The 4,993-nt window shown below is 67.1% G+C and carries 2 protein-coding genes, 1 tRNA gene and 1 pseudogene; all 4 read right to left on the minus strand.

The window, feature by feature from the left end; all coding sequences use genetic code 11:
• A pseudogene (locus tag AC5RUJ_RS10875) lies at positions 1-434 on the minus strand (hypothetical protein); the annotation flags it as partial.
• 223 nt (positions 435-657) lie between these two features.
• Positions 658-734, minus strand: a tRNA-Met gene (locus tag AC5RUJ_RS10880).
• Between the two features lie 45 nt (positions 735-779).
• Entirely contained in the window at positions 780-3,704 is a 2,925-nt protein-coding gene (locus tag AC5RUJ_RS10885; protein ID WP_494128650.1) for a UPF0182 family membrane protein, read from the minus strand.
• A gap of 271 nt (positions 3,705-3,975) precedes the next feature.
• Positions 3,976-4,993, minus strand: a 1,018-nt coding sequence (locus AC5RUJ_RS10890; protein WP_494155856.1) for a YlbL family protein, incomplete at its 5' end; no start/stop codon positions are given.

Below are 4,993 nucleotides of genomic sequence, written 5' to 3' on the forward strand. Positions count from 1 at the left end.
GCCAGCAATTCCGGCAGCTGTGGCGCGAGCGAGGCCAGCCCGATCACCGCACCGGCAACAGCCATCGCGCTGAGCCGGACGAACGCTCCGCCTCCCGCCGCCGCTGCCTGCAACAGCCGGACCCGCCCGCCGGCCACCAGGAAGGACGCGAGCAGGACCAACAACATCCCGGTCCCGGCCGAAATGTAGGCCAGGGCCCCGGCATGGGTCGCCGGATTACCTGCCGCCAGGAGCGCCAACGAGAACGACGTCGTGTAGCCGCCGGTCAAGACAAGAGCCGTCACGGCGGACCGGCGCACGGCGTCAGCGGCCGTGCTGTGCCAGCTGCTGCCGGCGGCCATCAGGAGCCACGCCGGCAACAGGAGCAGGCTGCAGGGGTTGAACAGGGCTGCCGCTCCGGCGGCCAGGGCGTAGCTGCTCACTGATTCCAGCATGGGACAACAACGATCTTTCCGAGGGAAAATCGGGGACGGGTGAAACCATACTACCGGTCGGGGTTGTGGCCTCGGGCACTAACCCGCCTGGCTCGCGGCCCGGGGCTTGCGGCCCAGGCACGCCGGTCCGGCTTGCGGCACCCCGGGCACAGCCGGTCCGGCTTGCGGCATCGGGGCACGCAAAAGCCCCGCCCGACATGACATCGGACGGGGCCCTTGCTCTTGGTTGCGGGGAGAGGATTTGAACCTCTGACCTCTGGGTTATGAGCCCAGCGAGCTACCGAACTGCTCCACCCCGCGGCGCAGTGAATACATTACCGGCCGCGGGGTAGCGAAGCAAATCGGTCAGTTGCCCTCGGTCGCCTCCGGAGAAGGCTGCTCCGTTGCCCCGTTCGCTCCGCCTTCGGGGGCGGCGCCGGAGATCGCTGCCTCGGCGTCGATGGCGTCCTGCAGCGCCGCCTGGAGCCGCTCCTGGGCTTCGCCGTAGGCGGCGAAGTCGCCCTCCGCCAGCGCGGCCTGTCCCTCCTGGATCGCGGTGCGCGCGGCCTGCAGGGCCGCCTGCAGGTCCTCCTCGGCACTGGTCTCCGGTGCGTCCGGCGTCGCCGGTGTCTCCCCGACGTTTTCTTCGTCGCCGGTGGTGGCGCCCGAATCGCCTTGGAACACCTGGTCCAATGCTTCGGACAGCGTCGGGGCGAAGCCGACTTCCTCACCGAAGCTCACCAGCACGCGGCGCAGGATCGGGTAGGAGGAAGCGCCCGAGGACTGGACGTAGACCGGCTGCACGTACAGCATGCCCCCGCCGACCGGCAGGCTGAGCAGGTTGCCGTTCTTCACCTCGGAAGCGCCCTGGCGCAGCAGGTTCAGCGCCTGCGACACTTCGGTGTCCGAGTTGAACAGGTTCTGTGCCTGGCCCGGACCGGGCACGGTGATGTCGCGCGGCAGTTCGAGCAACCGCAGCGTGCCGTAGTCCTCGGACTTCACGCCGTCTTCGCCGGTGCCGGCGTCCGCGTTGGCGGAAAGGAACCCGTACAGCACGTTGCGTGCCTGCTCGCCGGGAACGGCGAACGGAATGAACGGGGTGGTGAGCGAGAAGGACGCCGCGTCCTGGTTGGGCATCTGCAGCGACAGGTAGTACGGCGGCTGCTTGACGGTCGATCCCTCGCCCAGCGTCGGATCCGTGGGAACACTCCAGGCGTCGGAGTTCTCGTAGAAGCGGTTGACGTTGGTCACGTGGTACCTGGTGAGCAACTCCCGCTGCACCTTGAACAGGTCCTCCGGGTAGCGGACGTGCGCCATCAGGTCGGCCGACATCTCGCTGTACGGCTTGATCGTCGTCGGGAACACGTTCGTCCAGGCCTTGAGCAGCGGATCCTGGTCGTCCCAGGCGTAGAGGTCCACGGACCCGTCGTAGGCGTCCACGGTTGCCTTGACGGCGTTGCGGATGTAGTTGACCTCCTCCGCCGGCAGCGCCACCGTGGCGCCCCCGGTGGTCCCGGAGTCAATGGTGGCCGACTCCAGTTGCTGCGGAGTCGAGTACGGGAAGTGCTCGCTGGTGGTGTAGGCGTCCACGATCCACTTCACGCGGCCGTCAACGATGGCGGGGTAGGCATTGCCGTCCACCGTCAGGTACGGAGCGACTTTTTCGATACGCTGGCGCGGATCCCGGTCGTAGAGGATCTGCGATTCGGAATTGACCGCGTCCGACAGCATCAGGTCCGTCGACTGGAATTTCAGGGCGTAGACCAACCGGTTGAACCAGTTGCCGATGTTGGGACCGCCGTCGCCGTCGAACGTGTTCCGGGTATCGGTTTCGGCATTGGCACTCTGCGGCCGGTCGATCTCGATCGGGGTGCTGCCCTCGGGCGCACCGACGATCGAATAGTCCGGAGACGCTTCGCCGAAGTAGATCCTGGGCTCGTAGGTCGAGTCGTCGCCCAACACGCCCTGCGACGGGATCCCGGAGAGCATGAACGACGGTTTGCCGTCCGGCTCCACGCGGGAGCCGGCGGCCGCGACGACGCCGTAGCCGTGGGTGTAGAGCAGGTGCTCGTTGACCCAGCCGGCCGGCACGCCCGCGGTGTTCAGTTCGCGGACGGCGATGACGGTGTCCTGCACCTCGCCGTCGACCGTGTAGCGGTCCACGTTGAGCGTCTCGTCGAACTGGTAGTACTGGCGGAACTGTTCCAGCTGCGCGAACGCGTCCGACACCAGGTTCGGATCCAGCAGGCGGATATTGGCCGTGGTTTCGGCGTCCTCGCGCAGCGCGCCGGCTTCTGCCTCCACGACGGCTTCATAGTTCATGGTCTGGACGTCGTCCAGGCCGTAGGCCAGGCGGGTCAGGGCGATGTTGCGTTCGATGTACGGGGCCTCGACGTCCTGCTCATTCGGGATCACCTGGAAGCGCTGGACGATCCACGGGTAGACCCCGCCGGCGAGGATGGCGGTGACGACAAGCATGGCCGTGCCGACGATCGGCAGCCGCCAGCGGCCGATGAAGGCCGAGACGATGAAGAGGATGGCCACCAGCACGGCGGCGACGGCGAGGATGGCCTTGGTGGGAATCACGGCGTTGACGTCGGTGTACAGCGCACCGGTCCAGTTTCCGGCGTTGGACTGCACGGTGGCGTACCGGTCCAGCCAGTAGTTGACACCCTGCAGGATGAGGAACAGCGCGGCAAAGATTCCCACATGGATCTTCGCCGCGGTGGAGGCGAAGAACCCCTTGTCCTCTAGCCTGATCCCGCCGTAGAGGTAGTGGGTCAGCAGCCCGGCGATGCCGGCAATCAGCACCACGCTGATCAGGAAGCCGTTAATGAAACCGAGGAACGGCAGGGTGTTCATGTAGAAGCTGAAGTCCAGGCCGAACTGGGGATCGGTCTGGCCGAACGGCTGCTGGTTGAAGAACAGCAGGACGGTCTGCCACGCCGAGGCGGCGGCGGTGCCGGCGAAACCGGCGAGCACTACCGGGATGCCGATCATCAGCAGGCGCCGCACCGGCTCCAGCTGCTGCTGGTAACGGTTAAGGTTGTCCTGCAGCGAGCTGTCCGGCGCGTACACCGGGCGTGAACGGTATGCCAGCCGGAGGCTGAAGTAGACGGCAAGGCCCATGATCAGGAAGGCAATGAGGAAGATGGCGATCTTGGTGCCGGTTTCCTTAAGCATGACTTCCAGGTAGCCCAGCTGGTTGTACCAGAGGATGTCTGCGTAGATCTGGGAGAAGAAGACGAAGCCCACCACCAGGACGGCCACCACGATGAGGGTGGGCACCAATGCGGAACGTTTCTTGCCAGGACTGTTAAGCGGTGTTGGCCGGTCGCCGTAAGACCGGTCTTGTCCGAACGTCACTCGTTACCTCGTTGTCTGCATGCGTGGCATCACGGCGAAACCGCCGCTGCGGGGACACTCCCCCTAGATGCCACGAACGGCGGTCTCGGAGGGTTCCGTTCCCATTCTGCCTTGTCAACACCGGCCCCGGCGAACCGCGGCGCGGGAACGGTCCGGCACCGTTGCCGGAATGTGACCGCGTCGCAGCTGAAACGAATCAGCTGCAGCCGGGCAGGGCGGCCGCGTCGCCGCCGCCGCCGATCGCGGTGACGGCCTTGACGGCGTCGTCCAGCGTCGCCACCGACACGACCTGCAGTCCCTCCGGAACGTGGCCGGCGACCTGCGCGCAGTTAGCCTCCGGCGCCAGGAAGACGGTGGCGCCGGCCTCCCGCGCGCCCAGCATTTTCTGCCGGATGCCGCCGATCGGCCCGACGGTGCCTTCGGCGTCAATCGTGCCGGTCCCCGCGAAGTGTTTGCCGCCGGTCATCTCGCCTGGCGTCAGGGTGTCGATGATGCCCAGCGCGAACATCATGCCCGCGCTGGGGCCGCCCACGTTGTCCAGTTGGATCTTCACTTCGAACGGAAAGTCGAATTCGGTGCCCAGCAGGACGCCCAGCTGGTAGTCGCCGTCGCCGTTGGCCCGCGGTGCCACATCCACGGTTTCCTCGCGGCCGTCGCGCGCGATGCCCAGTTCGACCGGGGCGCCGGCACTGGCATTGAGCTCCTCGCGCAGCACCTCGATGCCGGTGACCGGCCGGCCGTTGATGGTCCGGATCGCGTCCTGCAGCTCCAAGACTCCTGCCGCCGCCGCGTCCGGGGTGAAATCGGCCACCGAGAGGGTCTGCGAGTACTCCACGTCCAGCTGGGTCAGGGCCGCCGCGATCGAGGACTCCTGCGACGAGGCCATCAGCGCCGCATTCTGCTGCTGGATGTCGTCCTGCGTGACGTCCGGGGGGTAGACCAGGTCGGCGGGTGCGACGCTGCGCTGGGGATGGAGCCAGGCGGCCAGGACCTGCAGCATGTTGACGTTCGAGTTGGGCCCGCCCTCCACGTACACCGTTGTCAGGTCCAGGGCGCCGGAAGTCTCGTAGGTGGGGCGGTCCGGAACCTCGATCAGCGGGGTGCCGGAAACCTCACCGATGGTGTTGATGGCAGGACCGGGCGTCTCGATGACGTAGCCCGCCGGCAGGGCCAGCCCTGCGGCGCCGGCCACCACGGCGACGACGGCGGCGGCC

The sequence above is a fragment of the Arthrobacter sp. Y3223164 genome (assembly GCF_059091005.1).